Here is a 25,143-nt window from a genome sequence, read left to right as displayed (position 1 = left end):
TCACCTCACAAGCTTGGCTTCCTTTATAGTGTAAACCTAACTGCGTTTTCCATGCAAAATTCAAAGAGACCTGCCCTATCCGGCAAGCCTCTTTCTGAACTGTAATACTTATTTTAGAAGAACGGAGTGCGAAGGATGATGACTAACAAGATGTACAGTACAAGGATAGTACCTGTAGAAGTCCAGAATCCCACTCCAGGTCCGACTGGTCCAGGACCACAGTGACCCGCATAACTCATGATTCATTCACCTGCCTTCAAGTGGTTGTTAGTACATTAACAGAGTATGATCCTTGCCCTATGGGGTCTTGTGCAGCAGCCTACAGAGAATGAATTTTGCTGTCGTCATACGACTGTGGTCGGCGTCTTGCCGGTTCCGGTTGACTCGGATTTGGTGCGGAGCGGGGGGACGGTGACGAGCAGAATCATAAGCAGGAGAAAGGCCAGGAAGTATGGAGAGAACACGTGACGAATTTGACCCGCCACCACCGGGCCAAGAAAAGCGCCTAGTGACATGGAGATGGATTGCAGGGAAAAGACAGTGCCCAGTCTCTTGCCGCCGCTTAGCTCGATGAAGAGAGATGCCATGGCTGGAAAGAGCACACCTTTGGACATGCCAAGAAAGAACAGGGATGCGGCCAGAGGCACATTCCATGCTGAAGCCATGGAGTAGAATGCCAGCGCCATGCCCAGCACACCCGCGGTGGCTCTAACATATGGAGAGTAGCGGTGCAGAAAGAGCATGCTTAGCGTAACCAGAGCGCCTAAACTGAGCAGGGAGAAGTAGATTCCGGTATCGAGAATGCCGGATAGTCCGCCAGCCTGAAGGGGGAGTTCGAAGAACAGGATGCCCTGCGCACAGGCAACAAAGAGCGGCAGTAAATAAAATCTCATGGGAATGACCCTGAAGCCGGTATATTCCCTGCCCGCCTCCGTTAATCCAGAATGTGCAAGTTCCGGACTGCTTCCCTGGCGGTCATGGATGATGAATACTGCAATGATCCCGGTTCCGATCAGGAGCCAGCCCAGGGACTGGAAGGTTAAGCCAAAGCCCGCTTTTGCTACCAGGAAAGCGCCGGCTGCCGGGGATACGACCGAGGCTAGCGTGTGCATCACGCCATGTCCGGCCATGAGCTTGCCCTGCTTTATCCGATCCTCGGATAGGGAAGCAAGCAGAGCCAGACAGGCGGGAGCCAGAAAGGCAAGCACGAAGCCGCTGAGTGAACGAAGAAGGAGCAGCTGCCAGGGAGCAGTGACGTGTGCCTGAACAAGCAGGATGATCCCGGCAGAAATCAAGCTGAAGATGAGATAGCGGCGGCTGCCATGTTTGTCGACACCTCTGCCCGCCAGCAGATTGCCCGGCAGATGCGTGATGGAATAGATCCCCATCATCCACCCGATGAAAGTGGGAGCAGCTCCTAATGACAGAGCGAACGGCGTGAGAATCGGATACTGGGCGTGCAGGTCAAAAAAGGCGATGAACATAAAAAAATACAGCCAAAATGCGATCTTCATACCGTCCCTCCTTAAAGTTTTACGAAGTAAAACTTACATCGTAAGCATAAGTTGAATTTTAGAATTACTTCTAGGCAAGAGTGCGAAATGATTCTGGAGAAGCGGAGCCATCGTAAGAACATTTCATACGGCTGACTAGCAAGTAAATCATTAGTTCAACTTATTAGCTTAAGTTTTGTGAAACAAAACTCACTTCGAAAGCATGCGCGTCCGATCGTCATGATCTACTTGTACGTTCGGTGGGACGAACTTATGCTATTTTTCCTGGAATTCCATAAAATCACTGGATAGAACCCCCTAGGGGGTTAGGCTGACATCCCATATGGCCATCATGTATAATAAATAGAGCAACTTGGCGGTTTGACAGCAAGGCTCCAACAAAATGACGATATTAGGAGTGTATAAATAGGATGGACGTGCAAGTGTGGATTGATTTTTTTAAGCAAAATTGGCTTGTGTTCGTAATTGCATTGGTTGCGCTGCTGCTGATTGTGAATTTAGTCAAGACTGTGGTCAAATGGGGGCTCATTCTTGTCATTGTGGCCTTCCTGGTTATATACAGCGGAATTTCGCTCAAGGATTTGGGACAGGTGGCATCCACCATTACCACACAAACGACGGATGTGGTTAAGAATGAAGCGATCAAGATGATGACAAGCGAGGCTAAGGAAGCCAAGTTCACGCAGAATCCGGATGGAACTTTTGCAGTCAAGTCGCCCAACCTGGAAGTCACCGGGAAAGCCGACAGCGATAAAGTCAAAGTCACATTCCGGGATGTATCTCTCGGCGAATGGAGCCGAAGTGATGCGCTGAATGCTTTCATTCAACAAGCTAAAGGGAACTCGAAATAACAACAACCATTTTGAGTCCTAGCGATCAAGAGAGGGGTTTGCTGAACGTGCAAGGCTGGGTTCAAAATGTGCAAAACTATAATTTTGTTAATCTACTGTTAATTCTGATTATGGCTGTCTCTGTTCTGCAGGGACTCTTTCGGGGCGGTTCCAGATCCGCAGGACGTCTGTTTTCTCTGATTAGTGGAGGGATATTGTCCTTGGTGGGAATCGCCTTGTCCGTTCCTTTTGCAATGTGGCTGTCCCCCCTTGTCCAAAAATGGTTGTCAGCGGTTGCTCTGCCGGCACGGGATCTAAGCAAATGGGAACAAATCTACTATACGCTTATTACAGCCATCCGCGAGTTCCCGCTTATGCGGTTCGCCGTAGTCTTCATCGTTGGATACTGGGTAATCCGCTCTATTCTTGGAATTCTGGCTGCGCTGGTGTTCGGGGGAACAGCGCTGTTCAGCAGGTGGGGCGGTAGGGATAGGGACAGACCCTCTTCCGTAGTAAGCAGACTTGCGGGTGCCGGGATTGGAGCGGTTATTGGCGGGGCGCGCTGCATCGTGGTTATTGCGGCTTTATTTATCATTGTGACCTTATATCCGAACAGCCAATTCAGTCACTATGTGGAATCGTCACCGGTATATCGTGAAGGCGCCCAGACTATTATTGAGCCCATATCAGGAAGTCTGATCAAAGACAAGCTTCCCGTATTTACACGCAGTGTGGAACAAGAACTCAATGGTATTATGCAGCGCAGATATGAGGTTCTGGACGCTCAGGTGCCGGATAATATTACCCAAGCTGCCGCAGCGGTGGTCAAGGGTGCCACAACGGATGAAGAGAAGGCCCGCCTGCTCTACGATTGGGTGGGGACACGGGTTAGCTATGACTATAATAAAGTGAAAGATTACGAAGAAAAGCAGATCTGGCACGAACAGACTCCGCAGATGACGTTCGATACGAAGCTTGGAGTGTGCATCGATTATGCCCGCCTGTATGCGGTCATGGCCCGTTCGCAAGGGCTTAAGGTAAAGGTGATCACGGGACTCGGTTATAACGGTCAGGGCGGTTACGGTCCCCATGCCTGGAACGAGGTATATCTTGGTGAGTCCAAGAAGTGGGTACCTCTTGATCCAACCTGGGCACAAAGTGGAGACTGGTTCAATCCGAAGGCTTTTAACGAGACACATATCGCGGATAAGGCCATTTAAGCCACCGTTCTGTAGAAATTCGTAGAATGAGACAGGCCTATGTTATCATTTAGATAAAAGATAAATTTCCAAATTAAGCAGGAGGAGAAGATGAAAAAGAATTACCAAGATGACCCGAGAGAGAAGGAAGCGGCTCAGCAGCGTCATTTTAATATCCGGCTTAATCTGTTTTTTTTCAGCGCATTTGCTATTTTTACAGTTATTATTGTGCGTCTTGCTATTCTTCAATTTGTAGAAGGACCGGCTCTGATTAAGCAGGGAGGCAATCTGGCCGTTAAGGATATCCCGCTTCCCCCAACCCGGGGAACAATTTATGACCGTAAGAATATTAAATTAGCCTACTCGACACCGGTTCAATCGCTTTATATGACACTGACGAATGAATACACGGGGAAAAATGAAGCGAATGCGAAGGAGCTGGCCAAGAAATTGGTCGCCAAGTTCAACGAGCTGGGGGACCAGGGCGGTGAGAAGCTGACCGTGGATCAGGTTGTAGAAGCGATGGATCTTAAGTCGCGTCTAAGCGGCGGCTTTACACCTCGTCGTCTGAAGGTCGGCCTGTCCAACAATGAAATCGCCTATTTCATGGAACACAAGTCGGAGTATCCCGGCATTGATGTGGTCGAAGAGAGTATTCGAAATTACTATACCGATCCCAAAGATGGGATTCATGGGCTTGCTGTTCAGGCCGTTGGTTATATCAAGAAATTCAAAGGGGCATCCACCAGCTTGGATTTCTATAAGCAGAAGACCGGAAGAGCGGACGATCCGGCTCTCCAGTACACGGATACGGAGGATGTCGGCTTTGACGGGCTTGAGTATCAGTATCAAGATGAGCTTCGCGGGAGAAACGGGTTCAAGAGTGTCTCGGTTGACCCGCGCAACATGGCCAGCGGCGTTGCGGAAGTAACACCGCCGGAGAAGGGACATGACCTCTACCTGAATATCGACAGCGATGTGCAGCTAGCTGCGCAGAATGCGATTATGGATCAGCTGTCCTGGCTGCACACGCATCCGGTCAGCGGCAAGTACCACCCGAATGCCAGAACCGGATTCGCGGTGGCCATGGAAGTGAACACAGGAAATGTAGTCGCCATGGCGAGTATGCCGGATTATGATCCGAACGTCTGGCGCACCGGCGGTATTTCCGGTGATAACTATGACAAGATCAAGAATGTATACCAGAATGGGACCATCCGCTCCTTCGGCTCCGGCCAGAAGGGTCAGCATCCTGAATCAGTAGTCTTGCTTGGTTCCACCATCAAACCGCTGTCCGTTCTAGTCGGCCTGAATGAGGGATTGTTTACGACCAGCACGCCTTACTACGACAAGGGCTACGCGACTTTCGGTAAGAATGACTCATCAAGGGTTCAGAACTCCCAAGGTCACGTGTATGGGTATTTGAACAGCCCGGCCGATGCGATCCGGCACTCTTCCAATACGTTCATGGTGGATATGGTCGGAGAGAGACTCTATAAGAGATTTGGGGAGGAAGGAATCAATAAGTGGGATAAATACATGAGGCAGTTCGGTCTCGGTGTATCCACAGGGGTCGATCTGCCTAATGAATATCTCGGATTCCGGGAGTATACGAATGAGAAGGAGACTGCACTGTCCCGGCTTGCCTATGCCTCATTCGGACAGCAGGGGAAATATACAACGATGCAGCTTGCCCAGTATGCAACCATGCTGGCTACCCGCGGGAAAAGAATGGAGCCGCATCTGGTCAGTATGATCAAGGATGCCAAAGGGAACATTGTGAAGAAATTCGAACCCAAGGTTCTTGGCGAAGCGAAATTCAAGAACTCTTATTGGAATGAAGTTCTGAAAGGTATGGCAACGGATGTCAGCGCCTTTGACAACTTCCCGTATGATTTTGCCCGTAAGACAGGGACCTCGACCCAAAGCGTAGGAGGAAGGCTTGTCGATAACGGGGTGTTTATTGCTTTCGCTCCACGGAACAATCCGAAGCTGGCGGTGGCGGTCGTTATTCCTGAAGGGGGATTCGGTGCGCAAAGTGCTGCGCCAATTGCCCGGAAAATCTTCGATGCGTATGATATGGAATATGGCCTGGACGGGATTCCGAAGAAAACGCTGAAGAAAGCTGAGGATGCAGCTGCCGGCAAGGCGGCTGATACAACAGGCCGAGCGGGCCAAGCAGCTGGGACAACTCGGTAAGGGTGGAACGTGAAGACGATTCTGACAAGACTTTTGCAGTCTGTCGGGATCGTCTTTTTATTTGCTTTACCGGGAAGATGATGTATATGATAATAAGGTAAATAATTCCTTTAATGACAAGGCAGGTGTCCCCGAGTCCTATGCGTGTACATGCTAATCCCAATGAGCAGGAACAAGAAGCATTTAAGAAGAGAGATCTGATTAAGCGGCTGAACCTGTTTTTCTTTGGTTCTTTTGTTATTTTTACGATTATTATTATCCGTCTGGCTGTTCTGGAATTTGTAGAAGGTCCCAAGCTCGTTAAGCAGCAGGGAGGAGATCCCAATATTATTGATGTTCCGCTGCCTCCAATCCGGGGAACGATCTACGACCGGAAGAGTATCAAATTAGCTTACTCCACCCCTGTTCAATCGCTGTATATGACCCTGACGAATGAGTACACAGGGAATAATGAAGCAAATGCGAAGGTGCTGGCGAAGAAGCTGGTCGCCAAGTTCAACGAACTGGGGGACCAGGGCGGCGAGAAACTGACGAGTGATCAGGTTGTAGAAGCAATGGATCTCAAGTCTCGCCTTAGCGGGGGCTTTACACCTCGCCGCCTGAAGGTGGGCTTGTCCAATAAAGAAATCGCTTATTTTATGGAACATAAGTCTGAATATCCTGGGATCGATGTGGTAGAGGAGAGTATTCGCAATTACTACACCGATCCGAAGGATGGCGTGAATGGACTTGCAGTTCAGACCGTGGGTTATATCAAGAAATTCAAAGGAGCATCGACCAGCCTGGATTTCTATAAACAGAAGACCGGCAGAGCGGAAGATCCGGCTCTTCAGTACACGGATACGGAGGATGTCGGCTTTGACGGGCTGGAGTATCGGTATCAAGACGAGCTGCGCGGGAGAAACGGATTCAAGAGCGTCTCGGTTGATCCGAGGAACATGGCTAGCGGCGTGGCTGACGTGACCCCGCCGGAGAAAGGGCATGACCTCTACCTGAACATCGACAGCGATGTGCAGCTGGCTGCGCAGAATGCAATTATGGATCAGTTGAGCTGGCTGCACACGCATCCGGTCAGCGGGAAATATCACGCGAATGCCAGAACCGGATTCGCGGTAGCCATGGAAGTAAATACAGGAAATGTGGTCGCCATGGCAAGTATGCCAGACTATGATCCGAATGTATGGCGTACCGGGGGGATTTCCGGTGATAACTATGACAAGATCAAGAATGTGTACCAGAACGGGACGATCCGCTCTTTTGGCTCCGGCCAGAAGGGTCAACATCCCGAATCAGTAGTTCTGCTTGGTTCTACGATCAAACCGCTGTCCGTCCTAGTCGGCCTGAATGAGGGATTGTTCACGACCAGCACGTCATACTACGACAAGGGCTACGCGACCTTCGGTAAGAATGACTCATCAAGAGTCCAGAACTCCCAAGGTCGCGCATATGGTTATTTTAACAGTCCCGCAGATGCGATCCATCACTCCTCCAATGCATTCATGGTCGATATGGTCGGAGAGAGACTTTATAAGAAATTTGGGGAGCAAGGGATCAATAAGTGGGACGGATATATGAAGCAGTTCGGTCTCGGTATATCCACAGGGGTCGATCTGCCTAATGAATATCTCGGGTTCCGAGAGTATACGAATGAGAAGGAAACCGTATTATCCCGGCTTGCCTATGCTTCCTTCGGACAGCAGGGGAAGTATACAACGATGCAGCTTGCGCAGTATACAGCCATGCTGGCTTCCCGCGGGAAAAGAATGGAGCCGCATCTGGTCAACATGATCAAGGATGCCAAAGGGAACATTGTGAAGAAACTCGAGCCAAAGGTTCTGGGTGAAGCGAAATTCAAGGACTCTTACTGGAATGAAATTATAAGAGGGATGGCAACCGATGTCGACGTCTTTAAAAACTTCCCGTATGACTTTGCCCGTAAGACAGGGACCTCGACCCAAAGTGTTGGCGGAAAACCTGTCGATAACGGGGTGTTCATCGCCTTCGCTCCCCGGAATAATCCGAAGCTGGCGGTAGCGGTTGTTATTCCAGAGGGCGGATTCGGAGCCCAAAGCGCCGCTCCGGTCGCCCGGAAGATCTTTGACGCTTACGACATGGAGTATGGCCTGGACGGGGTTCCGAAGAAAACGCTGAAGAAAGCTGAGGATGGAGCAGCTGGCACAGCGGCTGACACAACGGGCCAAGCAGCAGGAACAACCCGATAAGGTTTAACGTGAAGACGATCCTGACCAGACTTTTACAGCCTGTCGGGATCGTCTCTTTATTATAATCAGCATGCGATTCTTCAAAATTAGGCTGGTTATGTTCAAAGTAGGGGGAAGATTCCCCTTGCTTATCGGCCTTATTTAGCATAAAATTTGCATTAAGGAAACTTTATTATCTTGATGCAAATTTTGTGCTCAGCAACTATAGCTGTTGAATATGAAGGAGGGTAACCCCATGGAAATTAAAGTGAAGAAGAGTCCGCTGCAGCGGGCCAAAATTACACTTAGTGTTCTGGCGTTCATAGTGCTGGCAGGATGAGCAGTAGCAAGATTAGAATAGATCTAAATCCCAAGTAACCGGGTTTCAGCCATCAAGGCCGAAGCGCGGTTATTTGGTTGTGGCTGGAGTTCTTTGTTGGTCAGTTGGACCTGTGGTAGAATGACTAAGATATGTGTAAGAGTAAATACAGAGAATTATATAGTGCACTTTAAAATTAACATATTGAAGGGCGTGACGGAGAGGAAACCTGGAACTGCAGGAGCGCCAGCGACCGCCTTTGTCTCCGGATTTTCACCGCTAAGAGGGTATACATCAAGAAATCTGGGGATAACAGCGGCCGAAAGTCCAAGCATTCCCTGTAGTTACAACCGTTCAAATGTTAAAATTTCAAGGTGCAGCTTATATAGATTAAAGATGGAGGGTGAACGGATGAGATACCAACTGCTTGCACTCGATATGGATGGAACTTTACTGACGGACAACCATGAGATTTCACCGCTAACAGCGGAGTGGATTGGCAAGGCGACGGCTGCAGGCGTTCATGTCTGTTTGTCTACAGGACGTTCTTTTGATGAGGCTGTGCCTTTCGGGGATCAGCTTGGGCTGCAGACGCCGATGGTGACTGTAAATGGAAGTGAGGTCTGGAAGACACCCCACGAATTATATCGCAGAGAGCTGTTTGATAAAGAACTCATTGCCAGGATGCATACGATTGCTGCAGAATATGGTGTCTGGTTCTGGGCGTATGCCGTTGAGGGTACATATAATGAGAAGAACTGGGACCCAGCACTGTTGGATACGAACCAGTGGATTAAGTTCGGTTACCATACCGAAGATGCGGAATTGCGCCACAAGATTCTAATGAGGCTTCAGGAGATGGGCGGCCTGGAGATCACGAACTCGTCACCGTACAATTACGAGATTAATCCGCAGGGTGTGAACAAAGCCACGGGGATCAAGACCGTGTGCGAACTGCTAGGACTTGACATGTCACAGGTGATCGCTGTAGGCGACAGCCTGAATGATCTGGCGGCTATCCAGGCCGCTGGGCTCGGCGTAGCCATGGGGAACGCGCAGATTGCCGTTCAGGAGAACGCGGATTACGTAACCTCATCCAACAATGACGATGGAATTGCAGAAGTGATCCGGAAGTTTATTTTGACAGAGGAGTGATACCTGAATGGACATCCTTGGCTGGATACTGGTTATCGGTCTGTTCATCGTCGGGCTGGCGGGCGCAGTAGTTCCCATCCTGCCTGGTGTTATTGCAGTCTACGCAGCCTTTCTCGTGTATGGGTGGTTCTTCACCTTTGAGCATTTCGGGTGGGGATTCTGGACGATACAGACGCTGATCGTCGTCGTGCTGCTGGCTGCCGACTATGCGGTTGGCGCATGGGGCGTTAAGCGGTTTGGCGGAAGCAAAGCGTCCGTATGGTTAAGTACCATCGGTGCGATCATAGGACCTTTTGTGATCCCCGCGTTCGGGCTGATTATTGGACCGTTTGTCGGTGCAGTGGCAGGAGAATTGCTGGCAGGCTCCTCTTTTCAAAAATCACTTAAGGTCGGGGTCGGCTCGGTTGTGGGGCTATTCAGCAGTATGGTCGTCAAGACCATCCTTGAGATTGTAATGATTATCCTGTTCTTTATCTGGATTGCCTAAGAAAGTTAATGCTGTGACTTGGATCATGAGAAAGAAGGGAAATGGGTTTGGCTAAGAAAGAATCATTTATAAAAGGTACGTTGATCCTAGCGGCCGCCGCGTTGGTGGCAAGGGTCCTCGGCCTGGTGCAGCGGGTTCCGCTTGAGCATATTTTTGGAGCGGTCGGCAACGCCTCTTACACGGTGGCGAATACTGTATATCTAATGCTACTGACCGTCGCGACGGCAGGAATTCCAAGCACTCTAAGTAAGATGGTCTCGGAACGCTATGCTTTAAAGCGCCCGGGAGAAGCGAACAGAGTCTATAAGGCTGCATTGATCTTCGCCGTATTTATTGGTGTAGTTATGACGGTACTACTTTACGTACTGGCACCCATTTATGCGAACTACACAAAGCAGCCCGAGGCTACTCCTGCGATTCGGGCAATAGCTCCAGCTCTGCTGCTCTTCCCGGCAATAGCCATGATGAGAGGCTACTTCCAGGGAAGAGGCAATATGGCTGCTAACGGGATATCCCAGATTATGGAGCAGGTGCTGCGAGTCATCACCGGGATTGGACTTGCCTTCTTCCTTCTTCATGCTAACTATACAGATGAATGGGTGGCCGCAGGGGCATCCTTCGGGGGAGTGCTCGGAAGCATATCTGCCTTCGGCATTATGATCTGGTATTCCATCAAGATGCGCAGGGATGACCGGAAGCTGCAGCTGGAGGATCTGTCCGCAGGGGATGAGCAGATCCCGCTGATGCGTATTTACCGAGATATCTTCAAGCTCTCGATTCCAATTGTGCTCTCATCTCTGGCTGTTCCAGCTATTAACTTTATTGACTCAACCCTGGTCAAGCCGCTTCTGATCGATCAGATGGGCAACCTGGCCGCTACAAATACGTTGGGTATCCTCGGTAGCCGGGCTCAGAGTATCGCAGGGATCCCGCCGATTTTGTCCATTGCGCTCAGCGCATCGCTCCTGCCGGTCATCGCGGCTGCTTTTGCCCGGGGAGACCGTCCACATCTGGAGCGTCAGATTACGCTGGCTATGCGCGTGTCGATTCTGACCGGCATGCCCCTTGTCATCATTCTGTGTTCAGCGGCATACTCCGTGAACGGTCTGCTGTTCAGCAGCCTGGAGGGCAGCGGGATTATTGGCCTGCTGACTTTGGGAACCATCTTCCAGATTACGATGTCCATCACAAGCTCCATCCTGATCGGGCTTGGCAAGGTGAACTTATCGATGGGTCATGTCATTGTAGGCATTATCGTCAAGCTGGTCGCCAGCTTCGCGCTGGCCACGGTATTCGGGATTTATGGAATTATCGGGGCTACCGGGATCTGCTTCCTGGTCATTACCCTTCTTAATCTGCGTTCCATGAAACAAATGGTCTCATTCGAAATTATGCGCGGACGCTGGATAGGCTTCCTACTGACCGTGGTTATCCTGTTCGGTGTCGGTTACGGACTGAATTATGTGGGCGATCTTACCACATCCTTCATGCACCCGAGAATCGGCTTCTTCCTGGCCTGCTGCCTGGTCGGTGTGGCTGTTCTGGTCCTATACCCTGTGATGCTGGTAATCCTGCGTGTTGTGCGCAGAGATGAGCTGGGTAGTTACCCACGAGTGCTGCAAAAAGTACTCCGCCCGCTGATGAGACTCCAGCGAGGCTCCAGTACCTCGGCTAACTAATGCACGGTGCCCGCGGCATCATGGGCGAAAGCCGTCTTGATAATGCCGAGCCGATGCTCAAAGCTGATATCGCACAAATAAGGCTGCTGTGGCTTGCTCAGCCCGTCCAGAGCGCTGTGATCCTGCATCCAGTCCTCACGGGAGATCGGCTCATAGCTCGTGTCACCCCAGGCATCAAGCAGCTTGGGCGCATATAAGCGCTTGTCCAGAGGAAGACTCCCTTCCTCAAGAAGCTCTGTCCCCTCTAATCCAGTGGACAGGGCTTCTTCTTTGTCCGGCGTGAAGAGCCCCGGCCAATAATCGGCCCTTGAGCCGGTATGCGGAATACGCGAAGCGAAGGCTTCCGCTCCTTTGCGCAGGGAGGTCAGGCCGAAGAGCAGGGCATAGAGGCTTTTGCCGAATGTGATGCGTGCACTCAGGCTTGAGAAATCCCCAAGAATCCGGCCCGCAAGCCGGGGGATTCGGCCCTCGAGGCACAGCGATTCAGAGCTAGATCCTTCCACGCCAGATTTAATCTGCACATCCTCCTCTTCAAGCAAAGGGAAAATAATCTGATTGAGTCCAGCCCAGCTATGAAGGTGGAAATTGGCTTTGTCCGTCACCCGGCTCTGGAAGTACGGATGTCTAACCACCCTGGTCTCAATATAATTCTGTTCATTGATGATCAGCCCAACAGCAAGCAGGGCACTGCCGCGTTCCAGCCAGAAGCGTTCCCAGAAAGGCTGCATGAAGCGGGAGACGTGGAAATAAGGAAGCAGGTGAAAAAGGCTTGAGCCGACTTCCCGGCTCTTCCTATACAGGAGAAGCTGCGGATATGCGTCCTGAAATATGAGCGCATTGCATCTTTCCAGGAACCGGTACGTGGCTTCCTTGCTGGCTTCGCTGAGCAGAGGGTACATTTGGCCGCCGCGCAGATCACTCATATTCCAGCCCGCATTTCGGGATACCATATGAGCCAGGAAGGACCAATGAAGCTCAGGGTATGCCTGATAAATTTTGAGGTAGGCTTCAGTCCGGGTCAGATTGCTGACATTGCTGCGGCTGACCGCATCCTCAATCTCCTGGATGATGTCCTGATCAGCTGGGGTTAGTCCATCCGGGAAATGGGACACGGCCAGGTGCTCGTCTATATTTCTGCCTTGGCTGCTGCGGCGCAGCAGGTCTTCAATTTCTGTATAGACAGTCCGGGCCGAGGCCTCGTTCCAGTCCAGGCTCACCCGCTCCTCGCGAAGGCGTGAGGAAGCAGCAATTCCCGCCGTCTTGCTCTTCACGACCTCACTCACCATGGAGGGGAATGAGAACAGCATTTCTTTGAGTACGGCGGCAAGACCGGGGGGCTTGGCCCCATCCTGCTTAAGAGGCTCGTTCATCATGATTCCTCTCTTTCGTAAGAAAAGAAGATTTTAGTTCAATTATGGCCTAAAAGTTTGACTTCCACTCTTCATTTTGATTGACTAAGAGAGATAACTAGAGGAAAGGAATGAAGCTCATGAAAGAAGTAACATCTGCAGGAGCGTTCACGGTTGAAACACAGTCCAGTAATTTGGTTGTCGCTGTCTTCAAAGCCGATTGGTGCGGAGATTGCAAATTCATCGATCCGTTCATGCCTGAAGTTGAGGAGAAATACGGGGATCGCATCACGTTCCTCCAAGTGGATGTGGACAAGGTTGGAGACGTAAGCCAGGAGCAGAACATTCTGGGTATTCCGAGCTTCGTTGCCTATACTGATGGACGCGAGCTGGTCCGCTTCGTCAACAAAGCGCGTAAATCCCGCGAAGAGATTGAAGACTTCCTGAACAAAGCCCTGGATGTATACCGCACGCTTCACGATACGGCGGAACGCAAAGAGAATTAAAAGCAATAATGAAGATCACAGGCGTCATCCTTAAATGGGTGGCGCCGTCGTTATGATTTGAACATTTTGTCACAAGTGACTTATGTTATGTACATACCCATCGGTTATAATGAAAGAGCCGATCCGAATGGCTCAAATTAAATTAATATATAGCAGGTGAGGAAATCTTGAATACCAAACGTCTAAAATGGCTCAGTTATGCCTCAAGCTTTGTGATGCTGATGGCTACTCTGGGCGGGACCGCAGTAACGAAGCTGGATGCGGGCCTTGGCTGCGGCCGCGAATGGCCGCTCTGTAACGGCAAGTTCGTGCCCGCTCATACGCTGTCTTCGCTGATTGAATGGTCGCATAGAGCGGTAAGCGGGGCCGCGGGACTTTTTGCCCTGGCGGCATTTGTTGCTTTTATGATCTACCGCAAGGAACGGCGTGACTTGAAGCTGTACGCCCTGTTCGCCCTGATCTTCGTTGTCATCCAGGCCATCATGGGCGCTTTTGCAGTAGTGTTCTCTCAATCTTCTGCCGTTATGGCTCTTCATTTCGGGTTCTCGCTGATCGCTTTTGCCAGCTCATTGATGCTTGCCCTCGGCATGCGGGAACAGGAACGGGAAGAAGCCAATATGCCGAAGCTTCCATCCGGCCGGGTAACCAAGGCATTTCGCAACCTGGTGTGGTTCGCGGCATGTTATACTTATATCGTTGTGTATTTGGGCGCTTATGTCAGTCATACGAATTCAGCCGGAGGCTGCAGCGGCTGGCCGCTGTGTAACGGGCAAGTGATTCCCGAGCTTACGGGCGGTGTGGCTATCGCCTTCATTCACCGACTGGGCGCTATGACGCTGTTCATCGTCATCGGGATTCTCGGCCACTTTGCTTACCGGAAGCATCCGGGTAACAAGGAGATCAGATCGCTTGGCGTAGCCGCAACTGTGCTCGTTATCGTTCAAATTTTCACAGGTGCTTTTCTCGTACTGAACCTGACCAATCCGCGTATGTATATCTTCGCTTCCCTGTCCCATATCTTCGTCCTGGCATGTCTGTTCGGCGTTCTGAGTTACCTGAGTGTCAGAACCTGGCTGCTCAGCAGAACCAAGGCTTAACGGACATAGGAAGACATAGTGATTGGAAGTAATCTTCAGTAGAGTAAGTAAAGTAATATGGTCTTGACCCAAAGCTCCGCATTGCTGCGGGGCTTTACATAAGTTTAGGAGTTGGAGAATCGCTTTAATTATTAGAGGAGGTATCGTCTTATGGGGTTCAGGAACTTAAGGCAGTGGATTGAGGCTCTTCGCAAGGACAAGCAGCTGGCCGTAGTGGATGTGCCGGTTGATCCTTATCTGGAGCTTGCCGAGATTCACCGGCGGGTAATTGAAGAGGGAGGACCAGCCCTGCTGTTCACCAATGTGAAAGGGACGCCTTTTCCGGTCGTGACCAATCTGTTTGGCACTCCGCGCCGTGTAGAAATGGCCTTCGGGCCGAGACCGGAGCAGCTGGCCAACCGTCTGGTTGGAGCCATGAACACCTTGCTGCCACCAACTCCCAAAGCGCTGTGGAATGAGCGCGGATTAATTCGGGAAGTGTTAAAGGTAGGTATGAAAACAGTACCCAAGGGAGAATCGCCCATTCTGCAGGTATGCCGCACGGATCGTCCACTTGCGGATCTGCCCAAGGTGACAAGCTGGCAGGAGGACGGAGGGCCGTTCGTGACCCTTCCGCTGGTATATACCGAGAATCCGGAACAGACCAAGGACAATAATCTGGGGATGTACCGGATTCAGGTCTATGATGACCAGACTACAGGGGTTCACTGGCAGATTCAGAAAGGCGGCGGATTCCACTACCATGAAGCGGAGAAGCGCGGCGAGGCACTGCCGGTATCGGTGTTCCTCGGCGGTCCTCCGGCCCTGATTGCCGGCGCCATCGCACCTGTGCCTGAGCACGTGTCGGAGCTGCTGGTTACGTCCTTTATTCTCGGAGAAAAGCTGCCTATGGCGGTGAATCCGATGGGCGGCCACCGGATTCCGGCTGAAGCCGAGTTCGCGATTCAAGGGTTCGTCCCTCCGCATGAGCGGCGCCTTGAAGGTCCGTTCGGTGACCACTTCGGCTACTATTCCCTTCAGCACGAGTTCCCTGTGCTTAAGGTCAGCCATATGTGGCATCGCAAGGATGCGATCTATCCGGCAACGATCGTGGGTAAGCCGCGGCAGGAAGATTACTATATCGGAGACTTCCTGCAAAAGCTGTTGTCGCCGGCCTTCCCTGTCGTTATGCCAAGTGTCCGGTCGCTCTGGACGTATTCCGAGAGCGGCTTCCACGCCCTGGCTTCCGCGGTGGTCCGGGAGAGCTACTCCCGGGAAGCTCTGGTTGCCGGCTTCCGGATTCTCGGTGAGGGCCAGCTGTCCTTGACTAAATTCTTGATGCTTACGAATGTCTCTGTGGATTTGGCGGATATCAAGATTACGCTGAAGACGATCTTGGAACGCTTCAATCCGCAGACGGATTTATTTATATTTAATAAAACCTCCAATGATACGCTTGATTATACGGGCCTTAAGCTGAATCACGGCAGCAAAGCGATTCTTATCGGCGTGGGTGATCCGGTTCGTGAGCTCCCGCGCGAATATAACGAAGGCGAAATAGCCGAAATCGATGAAATAGCGGTGTTCCACGATGGTTGCCTCGTGGTCTCCGGTGCTTCATATGAACAGGAACCGGAGCTTCCGGTCCGGCTGCTCGCCCGGCTCAGGGAGAAGGGAACCGCCTGGCCGTTAGTGGTTCTGGTGGATCACGCCCGGGAAGTGGCGAAGAACTCCAACGCCTTCACGTGGACCGTGTTCACTCGGTTCAATCCGGCTTCGGATATCTATGCGGATGCGGAAGTACGTCAGCATCACCTGGCCTACAGTCTGCCTATCGTAATTGATGCCCGGATGAAACCTGGCTATCCGGATGAACTGTTCCCTAGAGAAGATATTGTGAAGCTGGTGGATCAGCGTTGGAAGAGTTATTTTGCATAAAAATTAGAACAACAAAGGAGGGATCCTATGCTGCGCAGTCTCCTGGGAGAACCGCCGCGGAAGAATGAAGGACTGTTCGCGGACACGCTGGAAGCGATGACACGTACGGCTGGACTGTTCCAGCAGATCATGGACAAGCATCATGAGCAGAAGCAGGATTTCTTCAAGCTGCAGGTCTGGACGTATGGGTTGATCTCATCGATCGATGAACTGGAACAGTGTACCTATGCGGCGACTTTTTTCCGCAAAAGAGTCCATACCCGGTTCATGAACGACATGGGTCCTGATGAGAAGGGGGACTATGCCCGCTATGTGTATTTCTACAAAGACGCGTTCATTCGGGTCTTCTCCCTGCTGGACAAGCTGGGGACCCTCCTTAACGAGCTGTATGAACTGAATACCGCCAAAGTGAAGCCGCACTACTCCTATTTCACGGTGCTCCGTCAGCTGCATGATCTGAAAGTACATAGTGACCTTGGGAACAAGCTGTTGTCGATTCATGAGCATCGCAAGGACTATATCTCCCGCCTGCGCCGGAGACGGAACATGGAGATCCATTACATGAATGCGGAGCTGCAGGATGATCTGTGGCACAAGCATCAGGCGATGCAGGGCAGGCTTGAACTGGAGAACCTGGATGAGTATCTGGCAGACCTTACTCAAAGCTATCAGGTGGTGCTGGAATCCCTTCACGCGGCCTTTGAATATACCAAGTTTTATATAAGCAACCAATCAAATCGGAATAATATGCAAAAATGAATAATTTGTCTTTGACAAACGGTATAAAAGCCACTATACTGAGAATCAGTTTCAGAAAAGATTTCAATTTACGATTGAAAAATTTCATAATTCTTATCAAGAGTGGCGGAGGGACAGGCCCGATGAAGCCCGGCAACCGATTTTGTGCACAATTCAGTCAAGTTCTGTAGAACCTGAGTGAGTTGAGCTAAAATGACATGGTGCTAAATCCTTCAGGAGCGTAGCTTGCTACGATTCTGGCAGATGAGAAGGCAAAGTCTCAATTACGAGAGCCCTACAATTCTGCTGAGGGCTCTTTTCGTTTGTGATATAGAGGAGGATCGAAGCTTTGATTGAGCTAAAACAATTGACGAAGAAGTACGGAACGAAGAAGAAGTCCACGACCGCGCTATCCGGGCTGAATCTCCAGGTTGGGAAGGGTGAAATCTTCGGCGTAATCGGTCATTCAGGGGCAGGGAAGAGTACGCTGATCCGCTGTATTAACCTGCTGGAACGCCCTACTTCAGGCGAAGTATGGGTGAATGGAGTTAACCTGACCGCACTCGGTAAAGGGGATCTTCAGAAGCATCGCCGTAAAATCGGCATGATCTTTCAGCACTTTAATCTTCTATCTTCTGCCACCGTATATGACAATATCGCTTTTCCATTGACGTTAACGAACACGCCCAAGGCGGACATTAAGAAGAAGGTCAGCGAGCTTCTCGCGCTGGTTGGATTAGAGGATCATAAGAACAAGTATCCAGCTCAGCTGTCAGGCGGACAGAAGCAGCGGGTAGGCATTGCAAGAGCTTTGGCCAGTGACCCGGATGTGCTGCTCTGTGACGAAGCCACTTCGGCGCTCGATCCGCAGACGACGGATTCTATTCTAAGACTGCTGCTGGATATTAACCGTAAGTTCAATCTAACCATCATGCTGATTACCCATGAAATGCATGTCATTCAGAGTGTGTGTGACCGGGTCGCGGTCATTCATGCGGGCGGGATTGTGGAAGAGGGGCCGGTCACTGAGGTGTTCCTGAAGCCGAAGCATCAGGTAACCCGGGAGTTCATCAACCGGGAATCGACTGGAGCGGATGCGCTTAAGCTGGCGCTGTCCACGACAAATTCCGAATCTTCCAAGCAGGTGAAGATTACTTTCCTTGGGGCTCAGACCTATGATTCTCTGCTCTCGCAAATTGTGCGTGAGACAGGCGTGGATTTTGCCATCCTGCAGGGAACTATATCTACGATCAAGGACATGCCATATGGCCAACTTTTAGTCTCTTTTGAAGGGGAAGCTTCAAATATTAACCGGACAATCACCCTGCTGCAAGAACGGAATCTAGATGTGGAGGTGATGAACTGATGTGGGGACTTGATTTCTCAATGGTTGACTGGGAAGAGATGAGTCAAGCTGCTATAGATACACTCAAGATGCTCGGCGCATCAGCACTACTAACTTTCATTATAGGCCTTCCTCTGGGTGTACTATTGTTCATCACAGCCCGGTCCAACTCGGCTCTGCTCAGATTCATATACCGGATTCTATCATTCGTGGTTAATATTCTGCGCTCCGTGCCTTTCGTGATTCTTATCGTGGCGTTGATTCCGATTACCCGTTCTATCTTTGGTGTATCCATTGGAGTTGAGGGAACTATTCCACCACTGGTGATCGGGGCAGCTCCTTTCTTCGCGAGGCTCGTGGAGACAGCGCTTCGTGAAGTGGACCGCGGTGTAATTGAGGCAGCGACCTCCATGGGAGCATCTACGTTTCAGATTATTCGCAAGGTCCTGCTGCCTGAGTCTATGCCGGGTCTGATCGCCGGAATGACCATCACGGTTGTCACGCTGGTCTCATATACCGCGATGGCGGGTATGGTCGGCGGTGGCGGTCTAGGGGACTTGGCTATCCGTTATGGATATCAGCGGTACGAGAAGGAAGTTATGATCGTGGCGGTTATTCTCATGATCGTACTCGTTCAGCTGCTTCAAATGATTGGTGACCGTCTGGTTGCACATTATACAAGGAAATAAGGAAAGTCTAAATATATAAATTATCATCCTTATTCAAAAAACATATTGGAGGTCTGGAAATGAAAAAATGGTCAACAGCTTTTCTACTACTCACACTCGTACTGGTTCTTGCAGCTTGCGGCAGCAAACCACAAGAGACTAGCCAGGGATCTTCGGATACAAGCAGCAATGGGTCTGCGACAACTGACACTGCAAAAGAACCAGTTAAGCTGGTTGTAGGGGCAACGGCGGTTCCTCATGCCGAGATTCTTAACTACATCAAGCCAAAGCTGAAAGAAGAAGGCGTGGATCTGGAAGTTAAAGAATTCACGGATTATGTTCTTCCAAATACTCAGTTGTTCGAGAAGCAATTGGATGCGAACTTCTTCCAGCACCAGCCGTACCTTGACGATCAGAACAAAAAGAATAACTTTAACCTTGTAGGTGTTGTTGGCGTTCACGTTGAGCCATTCGGTGCTTACTCCAAAAAGTACAAGACTAAAGATGAAATTCCTAACGGTGCAAAAGTAGCTATCCCTAACGATGCTACTAACGGCGGCCGCGCACTTCTGCTTCTTGCCAAGAATGGCCTGATCACACTGAAAGACGGCGTGGGAATCAATGCGACAGTGAAAGACATTGCTACCAATCCGAAGAACCTGGAGATCAAAGAACTTGAAGCTGCTATGCTACCGCGTGTTCTTGACGAGGTGGATCTGGCCCTGATCAACACAAACTATGCGCTTGAAGCGAAGCTCGTTCCAACCAAGGACGCTCTCTTCATCGAAGATAAAGAATCACCATACACCAACATTCTGGTTGCCCGTCCTGACAACAAGGATTCAGAAGCTATCCAGAAGCTGGCTAAAGCCCTCACATCCCCTGATGTGAAGAAGTTTATTGAAGACAAGTATCAAGGTGCAATTGTCCCAGCATTCTAAGCTGAACAAATGCACCAGGGAGCAACTGTCCCTGCGTTTTTAAGCAGTGAAATTGTTATCCAAGAGCAGTTCCTTCTATGGAGGAACTGCTCTTTTTGTGCTGCGATATATTATGAACTTCAGAATTGCCCATAGGCAGGATTATGAATGATTCTGTAGAAGCGTAGTACCAAGCCTTCAGATTCGCTCATCAAGTTGTGGGGAATGAGTAAATCTTTTATACTTGAAGTGAAATACAGTATGAGATAAGATTGACGCCTTGTTGGGAGGGGAATCCGCTTTGAAAGGTAAAATTGCTCTGATTACAGGTAGTGCCAAAGGTTTGGGGAAGAAGACGGCGCTCACCTTGGCGGATCAAGGCTGTCACATCGCTCTGAATTACGTTCACAGCGAAGCTGAAGCTCTCGAGCTTCAGGCGGTTATCCGCGATAAAGGCGTCGGGTGTATCGCCGTTCAGGCGGATGTATCAAGTGCAGAGGACATCGTTAGGCTGGTATCGGAAGTAGAGAGAGAGCTTGGTGGAATAGATATTCTGGTTAATAATGCCGGGCCCTTTATCCGGGAACGACGATTGTTTGCAGAATACAGCAGAGAAGAAATTTTGTCATTAATTGAAGGCAATCTGGTGGGACCGATGCTGCTAGATCATATGGTGCTTGAGGGAATGCGGAGCAAGAATTGGGGACGGATTATTCACTTCGGATTTGGTCATGCTGCTGAATCCAGGGCGTGGCCGCACCGGGCAGCTTATGCGGCTGCGAAGACGGGGCTTGTGTCTTTTACCAAAACTTTGGCCGTAGAGGAAGCGCCTTACGGGATTACCGTCAATATGATCTGTCCAGGTGATATTCGGGGTGTGAACAAGGAGAAATCGATTGCCGAGGTCAGCGGAGAGGCAGATGGGGAGACCCCACGGGGGAGACCTGGAAGCGGGGAAGATATCTCCCGCGTGATTTCGTTCCTGTGCCAGCCCGAGTCGGATTTTATCACAGGGAATATTATGGACATTTCAGGAGGACTTGATCCCATCCGCCCTTGGATCAAACCATCTACTTAATCATATCCTATACAGCTCCCAGCAGAGAAAAAGAGTCTTGAACCGCCCGGCATGCCGGTTGGTCAAGACTCTTGCTGAAAGTGCCAGCCCGGAGGCTAGCTGCTTTGAACATATAGCTGCGCTGTATAATTAAAATACTTGTACAACTTCTTGAACGCCTTCGACTTCCTCAAACAAAGCGCGTTCAATCCCTGCTTTAAGGGTGATGGTAGAACTTGGGCAGCTGCCGCAAGCACCCACTAGTTTAAGTTTGACGATGCCATCCTCCACGTCAACGAGTTCGACGTCACCGCCGTCGCGCTGCAGGAAAGGGCGAAGTTTATCAAGCACTTCCAGAACTTCATCATACAAAGTATCTTGTGCATTTTGGCTCATATTTCTCAACTCCTTTCTTATATATTATATTACAAATGAGATAAAATTTAAATGGCATTAGTAAAGCGAGGCAGACCGAATGAGACCGATTATAGAATTTTGTGTTAACAATATGCATTTTGGCACAGACGAAGTCATGGAGAAGCTTGAGCAGAATCCGGATTATGACGTTCTGGAGTACGGGTGCCTGACTCACTGCGGAGAATGCTTTCTGGCACCCTTTGCTCTGGTGAACGGGGAATTCGTAGAAGCTGAGAGCGCTGAGCAGCTGTACGAACGTATTATGAACAAAATCAAAGAAATAGATGCCTGGAACGAACTTGATCTGGGTTGAACAGGAAGTAACTGAGAAGTATTGAACGAACAACCCGCAAGCAGGCCGCTTAATAAAGTGCCTGCTTGCGGGTTGTTCTGTTCTTATCCAGATGTGATTCGCTTACGAGGGTGCTCCATCCGATACCGGAAGCCATACACTCATCTCGCCGCGCCCGCGATTACCCCAAAGATAATAGGGGATTGCTGTAATTCGAGCGGATTCACTGCGCGGGGGTTCAGTACGATATAGCGAAGAACCATCCCAATCTTCGACCGTAATTCGGGAGCCGTCCGTCTCCACAGCAATGGCCCCGCTGGTTAGACCCTCTAGCGGCCGTTCTGCGAAGCGGGCTTCACGGTTTAGTCGAAGCGAGGCAATCAGATCGCCGTTGTCTATGCTCTCGGCGCAGTAGACAAGCGGTCCGCGCTGGATGACAGCTTTGTGCGCATCGGCGCGGACCCGCGGGTCCGCATAGACCAGCCGCGTCTCTACACACAGCTCAACTTCTACAAAGTCGCCAGGGTTCCACACCTGATCGATCAGAACATAACCATTCCGCAGCTCGGGTAACTCTACCTGGGTGCCATTGATCGAGAGCTTCAGCTCGGAGCACCAGCCTGGATGCCGCAGCGCCAAGGCGAATTTTGCCCTAGCCTCGGGGTTCACTTCGAATCGGATTGTTCCTCCATACGGCAAGTCTGATTGTTGATTAATATGAACGGGTGTACCGCCCAGTTCAGCTGTTAGCTCACTGCCAATGTACAGATTAACGAACAGCGTATCCGTACGCTGTGTATAGATGTAGCGATTGAGCGACATGAGCAGGCGAACTACGTTCGGTGGGCAGCAGGCGCAGCCGAACCAGGCCTGACGCTCCGCTGCGATATGTGCCCGTCCCGGATTATGGGAGCAGGCCTGCGGCCAGACCTCAAGCGGATTGACATAAAAATAATGGCGTCCATCCTGGGCCATGGACCCGATGACATTGTTGTATAGCGCGCGTTCCATTACCTCGGCGTATTCAGCGTCAGGTTCAAGCCTAAGCATACGCTGGGCAAAGAAGATAAGGCCGATCGATGCACAGGTCTCTGCGTACACCGTATCGTTCGGAAGATCATAATCGAAGGTAAAAGCTTCTCCGTGATGAGTGGAGCCGATTCCTCCGGTTACATACATCTGCTTCTGAACAACATTGCGCCACAGCGTGCGGCAAGCTCGGAGCAATTCTTCGTCTCCGGTCAGTCCGGCAATGTCTGCCATTGCAGTATACATATACACGGCACGAACCGCGTGTCCGGATGCTTCGGTCTGTTCACGCACCGGCTTATGAGCCTGATTGTACGAAAGATCGATCCGGTCTACAGGCAGCGGATTGAAATGCCCCCGGCGACCGCGCGCTTCCCATTCAGCACGTAAAAAGTTCGGTTCGGTGCCACGCTCATTGATAAAGAAGGCAGCAAGCTTTAAATATTTCTCTGCACCGGTCAGATTGTACAGCTTGACCAGCGCCAATTCGATTTCCTGATGGCCGTCGTAGCCGCGCAGCTGGTTATCGCCCGGGCCGAACACCGAATCGATATGGTCAGCCATCCGGCGTACGACCCCAAGCAGCTTATCCTTGCTTGTCGCTTCATAATAAGACACAGCTGCCTCAATCATATGGCCAGCACAATACAGCTCGTGGCAATCCATCAGATTGGTCCAACGTTTCCCTGGTTCTTTTATCGTAAAATAGGTGTTGAGGTAGCCATCAGGTTGCTGTGCCTCTGCAATTAGATCGATGAGCTCGTCAGCCCGGCGCTCCAGATCGGGATTGCGCTGAATTTGGAGTGAGTAACCTACGGCTTCAAGCCACTTCGCCAGGTCGCTGTCCTGGAACACCCAACCGTGGAATTCGCCTTTCGTCCTGCCAGCGGCGATTTCAAAGTTGCGGACAGCCCCGCTTGGTTCAGCACCCGCGGCCCGGTCATGTAGTGCGTCATACTGATAAGGAATGATCACATCATTGGCGAGGTCTATATAGCGCGACCAGAATTCGTCATGAAGTTTTACAGTAGACGGTATGGAGGCTAGATCAATGGCTGGATTGTTGGTGGAGGATAGATTCATTAAGTTCGCTTCCCTTCGAGATGATGGATGGTCATTCACAGCCGAAGAATTCGGCGGAGTTGCATAATTTCATCCTGGTACAATCTCATTATAGGCTGTAGTATCTAAGGGTGTTAGCTACAGAATCTCCCGATTTCTTGTCCGATTTCACACTCGTGCTGGAGTCGTGGTACATTAGAATTCAAGGGTTTCGATAGTGAGTAGTGGATCTTGGACACCAGCGTTAAGAGAAGGAGAGGTTACGCATGGAGACAGAACACACAGAGCAGACCTATATCTATTTGGCCGCGCCGCCGTTTCCTTATTTCATGGAATGCGGTAGAACTATATATGCACCAGGTGATAGCCATCCTAACCGCAGGGATATCACAGTATTTGATTTGATATTGGTGGAGAAGGGGACACTGTTCATAGGTGAAGAGGAGAAGCGGTGGGAAGTGAGTGCTGGAGAGTCTATACTGCTGCTTCCAGACCGGTTTCATTATTCGGTTAAGCCCTGTGAAGAAGAGACTCAGTTTCTATGGATTCATTTCCGGGCGGTGGGCGAATGGATCATTGTAAAAGGCGGCGAGCCCGTCTTCGCGGATCGTGACCGGCATATGGCTCAGTTCGGTACGCTGCCAGTAACAATCCGGCTGCCTCAATTCGGCACATTCCCTCTTTCGCCACGGGGAGGAGGGGAGGGGGAGCGATTGCTTCAGTTGGAGAAGCAGCCTCGTTTAAGCGCCGTATGGGAGAGACAACGACTCTTTGAAGAACTGCTGCGCACACTGGATTTGCAGAAGCGAGACCCGTCAGGCAGCCCGGCGGCGCTGGTTGCCGAGCGGACGGAGAGCTATATTCGGGCCCATTATAAGGAACTGCTGACAGGCCCCCTTTTGTCGGAAGAGCTTCACTTTCACTATAACTATTTGACCCGCTGTATGAAGCGGGTGTACGGATTGACACCGATGGAATACTTAACGGAATATAGGCTGGAACAAGCCCGGTTACTGCTGCTTCGCACGGAGCAGCCCGTTGCGGTTGTGGCGGAACAGGTAGGTTTTGAGACTGCTCCGTATTTCTCGCGCCGTTTCGCTGAACGCTATGGCGTATCCCCAATTCGATATAGGCAGCGGCATTCACGGTAGAATTTTTTTGTA

Annotated in this window: 22 protein-coding genes and 1 riboswitch; of the genes, 17 read left to right on the top strand and 5 right to left on the bottom strand. The window is 50.7% G+C overall.

Annotated elements, in window-relative coordinates; all coding sequences use genetic code 11:
* Positions 1-113 precede the first annotated feature (113 nt).
* Together ACEN86_RS16320 and ACEN86_RS16315 are read right to left on the bottom strand one after the other, a co-directional pair.
* Positions 114-239: a sporulation protein YjcZ gene (locus ACEN86_RS16320; protein WP_495631624.1), complete on the bottom strand. Its 126-nt coding sequence runs from the start codon at positions 237-239 to the stop codon at positions 114-116.
* A gap of 105 nt (positions 240-344) precedes the next feature.
* A complete protein-coding gene (locus ACEN86_RS16315) occupies positions 345-1,514 on the bottom strand; it encodes an MFS transporter (protein WP_495631623.1) in 1,170 nt (389 codons plus the stop codon).
* Between the two features lie 410 nt (positions 1,515-1,924).
* Between ACEN86_RS16315 and ACEN86_RS16310 the strand changes: the two genes are divergently transcribed.
* The 7 genes from ACEN86_RS16310 to ACEN86_RS16280 all read left to right on the top strand — a co-directional run bounded on the left by ACEN86_RS16310 (position 1,925) and on the right by ACEN86_RS16280 (position 11,583).
* Positions 1,925-2,365: a hypothetical protein gene (locus ACEN86_RS16310; RefSeq protein ID WP_495631622.1), complete on the top strand. Its 441-nt coding sequence runs from the start codon at positions 1,925-1,927 to the stop codon at positions 2,363-2,365.
* A 110-nt stretch (positions 2,366-2,475) separates the two neighbouring features.
* Entirely contained in the window at positions 2,476-3,564 is a 1,089-nt protein-coding gene (locus tag ACEN86_RS16305) for a transglutaminase domain-containing protein (protein WP_495634328.1), read from the top strand.
* A gap of 90 nt (positions 3,565-3,654) precedes the next feature.
* A complete protein-coding gene (locus ACEN86_RS16300) occupies positions 3,655-5,742 on the top strand; it encodes a peptidoglycan D,D-transpeptidase FtsI family protein (RefSeq protein WP_495631621.1) in 2,088 nt (695 codons plus the stop codon).
* 140 nt (positions 5,743-5,882) lie between these two features.
* Complete coding sequence (locus tag ACEN86_RS16295) at positions 5,883-7,964, top strand: peptidoglycan D,D-transpeptidase FtsI family protein (RefSeq protein WP_495631620.1); 2,082 nt, start codon at positions 5,883-5,885, stop codon at positions 7,962-7,964.
* Between the two features lie 709 nt (positions 7,965-8,673).
* Positions 8,674-9,417, top strand: coding sequence for a Cof-type HAD-IIB family hydrolase (locus tag ACEN86_RS16290; protein WP_495631619.1), 744 nt, complete (start codon positions 8,674-8,676; stop codon positions 9,415-9,417).
* 7 nt (positions 9,418-9,424) lie between these two features.
* Positions 9,425-9,904: a DUF456 domain-containing protein gene (locus ACEN86_RS16285; protein WP_495631618.1), complete on the top strand. Its 480-nt coding sequence runs from the start codon at positions 9,425-9,427 to the stop codon at positions 9,902-9,904.
* A 47-nt stretch (positions 9,905-9,951) separates the two neighbouring features.
* Positions 9,952-11,583 (top strand): putative polysaccharide biosynthesis protein, encoded by a 1,632-nt coding sequence (locus tag ACEN86_RS16280; protein WP_495631617.1) that lies wholly within the window; start codon positions 9,952-9,954, stop codon positions 11,581-11,583.
* Here the strand turns inward: ACEN86_RS16280 and ACEN86_RS16275 are convergent.
* Positions 11,580-12,956, bottom strand: a complete 1,377-nt coding sequence (locus ACEN86_RS16275; RefSeq protein ID WP_495631616.1) for a DUF2515 family protein — start codon at positions 12,954-12,956, stop codon at positions 11,580-11,582. The two genes, ACEN86_RS16280 and ACEN86_RS16275, sit on opposite strands and share 4 nt — an antisense overlap.
* A gap of 116 nt (positions 12,957-13,072) precedes the next feature.
* Between ACEN86_RS16275 and ACEN86_RS16270 the strand changes: the two genes are divergently transcribed.
* The 8 genes from ACEN86_RS16270 to ACEN86_RS16235 all read left to right on the top strand — a co-directional run bounded on the left by ACEN86_RS16270 (position 13,073) and on the right by ACEN86_RS16235 (position 21,201).
* Positions 13,073-13,438 (top strand): thioredoxin family protein, encoded by a 366-nt coding sequence (locus ACEN86_RS16270; RefSeq protein ID WP_495631615.1) that lies wholly within the window; start codon positions 13,073-13,075, stop codon positions 13,436-13,438.
* A gap of 167 nt (positions 13,439-13,605) precedes the next feature.
* Positions 13,606-14,535: a COX15/CtaA family protein gene (locus ACEN86_RS16265; RefSeq protein ID WP_495631614.1), complete on the top strand. Its 930-nt coding sequence runs from the start codon at positions 13,606-13,608 to the stop codon at positions 14,533-14,535.
* Positions 14,536-14,685: 150 nt separating this feature from the next.
* Positions 14,686-16,452: a UbiD family decarboxylase gene (locus ACEN86_RS16260; protein ID WP_495631613.1), complete on the top strand. Its 1,767-nt coding sequence runs from the start codon at positions 14,686-14,688 to the stop codon at positions 16,450-16,452.
* 27 nt (positions 16,453-16,479) lie between these two features.
* Positions 16,480-17,211: a Cthe_2314 family HEPN domain-containing protein gene (locus ACEN86_RS16255; RefSeq protein ID WP_495631612.1), complete on the top strand. Its 732-nt coding sequence runs from the start codon at positions 16,480-16,482 to the stop codon at positions 17,209-17,211.
* 90 nt (positions 17,212-17,301) lie between these two features.
* Positions 17,302-17,461: riboswitch (SAM riboswitch) on the top strand.
* A gap of 78 nt (positions 17,462-17,539) precedes the next feature.
* Positions 17,540-18,556 (top strand): methionine ABC transporter ATP-binding protein, encoded by a 1,017-nt coding sequence (locus ACEN86_RS16250; RefSeq protein ID WP_495631611.1) that lies wholly within the window; start codon positions 17,540-17,542, stop codon positions 18,554-18,556.
* Positions 18,556-19,224, top strand: a complete 669-nt coding sequence (locus ACEN86_RS16245) for a methionine ABC transporter permease (RefSeq protein WP_495631610.1) — start codon at positions 18,556-18,558, stop codon at positions 19,222-19,224. The genes ACEN86_RS16250 and ACEN86_RS16245 overlap by 1 nt, the downstream gene beginning before the upstream one ends.
* Positions 19,225-19,283: 59 nt before the next feature.
* The gene (locus ACEN86_RS16240) at positions 19,284-20,144 is read left to right on the top strand and encodes a MetQ/NlpA family ABC transporter substrate-binding protein (protein ID WP_495631609.1); all 861 of its coding nucleotides are present in this window, start codon (positions 19,284-19,286) and stop codon (positions 20,142-20,144) included.
* A 280-nt stretch (positions 20,145-20,424) separates the two neighbouring features.
* Positions 20,425-21,201 (top strand): SDR family oxidoreductase, encoded by a 777-nt coding sequence (locus tag ACEN86_RS16235; RefSeq protein ID WP_495631608.1) that lies wholly within the window; start codon positions 20,425-20,427, stop codon positions 21,199-21,201.
* Positions 21,202-21,330: 129 nt separating this feature from the next.
* Here the strand turns inward: ACEN86_RS16235 and ACEN86_RS16230 are convergent, their stop codons facing one another.
* Positions 21,331-21,576 (bottom strand): NifU family protein, encoded by a 246-nt coding sequence (locus ACEN86_RS16230; protein WP_068620113.1) that lies wholly within the window; start codon positions 21,574-21,576, stop codon positions 21,331-21,333.
* Between the two features lie 79 nt (positions 21,577-21,655).
* Between ACEN86_RS16230 and ACEN86_RS16225 the strand changes: the two genes are divergently transcribed.
* The gene (locus tag ACEN86_RS16225) at positions 21,656-21,910 is read left to right on the top strand and encodes a YuzB family protein (RefSeq protein WP_495631607.1); all 255 of its coding nucleotides are present in this window, start codon (positions 21,656-21,658) and stop codon (positions 21,908-21,910) included.
* A gap of 102 nt (positions 21,911-22,012) precedes the next feature.
* Here ACEN86_RS16225 and ACEN86_RS16220 read toward each other — a convergent pair whose 3' ends face one another.
* Positions 22,013-24,001, bottom strand: coding sequence for a glycoside hydrolase family 127 protein (locus ACEN86_RS16220; RefSeq protein ID WP_495631606.1), 1,989 nt, complete (start codon positions 23,999-24,001; stop codon positions 22,013-22,015).
* Positions 24,002-24,246: 245 nt separating this feature from the next.
* Between ACEN86_RS16220 and ACEN86_RS16215 the strand changes: the two genes are divergently transcribed.
* Positions 24,247-25,131, top strand: coding sequence for a helix-turn-helix domain-containing protein (locus tag ACEN86_RS16215; RefSeq protein WP_495631605.1), 885 nt, complete (start codon positions 24,247-24,249; stop codon positions 25,129-25,131).
* Positions 25,132-25,143 lie beyond the last annotated feature (12 nt).

The organism is Paenibacillus sp. Paensp111, from assembly GCF_059492195.1.
Note: the sequence above shows the minus strand (reverse complement) of the source record. Positions and strands in the feature narration are given on the sequence as shown.

Excerpts from the sequence above, each read along its gene's own strand:
- ACEN86_RS16240 (WP_495631609.1), top strand. The coding sequence starts at position 19,284 with ATGAAAAAATGGTCAACAGCTTTTCTACTACTCACACTCGTACTGGTT.
- ACEN86_RS16285 (WP_495631618.1), top strand. The coding sequence starts at position 9,425 with ATGGACATCCTTGGCTGGATACTGGTTATCGGTCTGTTCATCGTCGGG.
- ACEN86_RS16305 (WP_495634328.1), top strand. The coding sequence starts at position 2,476 with ATGGCTGTCTCTGTTCTGCAGGGACTCTTTCGGGGCGGTTCCAGATCC.
- ACEN86_RS16220 (WP_495631606.1), bottom strand. The coding sequence starts at position 24,001 with ATGAATCTATCCTCCACCAACAATCCAGCCATTGATCTAGCCTCCATA.
- ACEN86_RS16290 (WP_495631619.1), top strand. The coding sequence starts at position 8,674 with ATGAGATACCAACTGCTTGCACTCGATATGGATGGAACTTTACTGACG.
- ACEN86_RS16230 (WP_068620113.1), bottom strand. The coding sequence starts at position 21,576 with ATGAGCCAAAATGCACAAGATACTTTGTATGATGAAGTTCTGGAAGTG.
- ACEN86_RS16245 (WP_495631610.1), top strand. The coding sequence starts at position 18,556 with ATGTGGGGACTTGATTTCTCAATGGTTGACTGGGAAGAGATGAGTCAA.
- ACEN86_RS16225 (WP_495631607.1), top strand. The coding sequence starts at position 21,656 with ATGAGACCGATTATAGAATTTTGTGTTAACAATATGCATTTTGGCACA.
- ACEN86_RS16255 (WP_495631612.1), top strand. The coding sequence starts at position 16,480 with ATGCTGCGCAGTCTCCTGGGAGAACCGCCGCGGAAGAATGAAGGACTG.
- ACEN86_RS16315 (WP_495631623.1), bottom strand. The coding sequence starts at position 1,514 with ATGAAGATCGCATTTTGGCTGTATTTTTTTATGTTCATCGCCTTTTTT.
- ACEN86_RS16295 (WP_495631620.1), top strand. The coding sequence starts at position 5,883 with ATGCGTGTACATGCTAATCCCAATGAGCAGGAACAAGAAGCATTTAAG.
- ACEN86_RS16300 (WP_495631621.1), top strand. The coding sequence starts at position 3,655 with ATGAAAAAGAATTACCAAGATGACCCGAGAGAGAAGGAAGCGGCTCAG.
- ACEN86_RS16270 (WP_495631615.1), top strand. The coding sequence starts at position 13,073 with ATGAAAGAAGTAACATCTGCAGGAGCGTTCACGGTTGAAACACAGTCC.
- ACEN86_RS16275 (WP_495631616.1), bottom strand. The coding sequence starts at position 12,956 with ATGATGAACGAGCCTCTTAAGCAGGATGGGGCCAAGCCCCCCGGTCTT.
- ACEN86_RS16215 (WP_495631605.1), top strand. The coding sequence starts at position 24,247 with ATGGAGACAGAACACACAGAGCAGACCTATATCTATTTGGCCGCGCCG.
- ACEN86_RS16310 (WP_495631622.1), top strand. The coding sequence starts at position 1,925 with ATGGACGTGCAAGTGTGGATTGATTTTTTTAAGCAAAATTGGCTTGTG.
- ACEN86_RS16320 (WP_495631624.1), bottom strand. The coding sequence starts at position 239 with ATGAGTTATGCGGGTCACTGTGGTCCTGGACCAGTCGGACCTGGAGTG.
- ACEN86_RS16260 (WP_495631613.1), top strand. The coding sequence starts at position 14,686 with ATGGGGTTCAGGAACTTAAGGCAGTGGATTGAGGCTCTTCGCAAGGAC.